Source organism: Halomonas sp. SIMBA_159 (genome assembly GCF_046536035.1).
Taxonomy (GTDB): Bacteria; Pseudomonadota; Gammaproteobacteria; order Pseudomonadales; family Halomonadaceae; genus Vreelandella; species Vreelandella venusta_A.
The window spans coordinates 1-383 of record NZ_JAWJBT010000155.1 but is presented as its reverse complement, the minus strand read 5'-3'; the positions used below and the strand labels follow the sequence as shown (position 1 = coordinate 383).

Below are 383 nucleotides of genomic sequence, written 5' to 3'. Positions count from 1 at the left end.
GTTAACTGTTATAACGCGCAGACCTTACAGCTATTCGTGAAACAGGGAATGGTTCGCTGGTGCATGCCGGTTGAACTGTCGCGAGACTGGTTAAGCCATACCTTAAACGACTGTACGTCCATGGGTATTCGCCAGCAGTTCGAGACCGAAGTGTTCAGTTACGGCTTTCTGCCGTTGGCCTACTCCGCCCGCTGTTTTACCGCCCGGGCGGAAGGCAAAGCCAAAGACGACTGTCAGACCTGCTGCATTCATTACCCGCAAGGCCTGGCCGCAAACAGTCAGGAAAATCAGCGCCTGTTCACATTGAATGGCATTCAAACGCAATCTGGTTATTGCTATAACCTGATCAAGGATCTCGCCAGCATGAAAGGATTAGTCGATGT

1 pseudogene is annotated in these 383 nt (G+C 51.2%); it reads left to right on the top strand.

Annotation, left to right across the window (positions count from 1 at the left end):
* Window positions 1–48: 48 nt before the first annotated feature.
* Window positions 49–383 (top strand): annotated as a pseudogene (locus R0J87_RS18790) (U32 family peptidase); the annotation flags it as partial.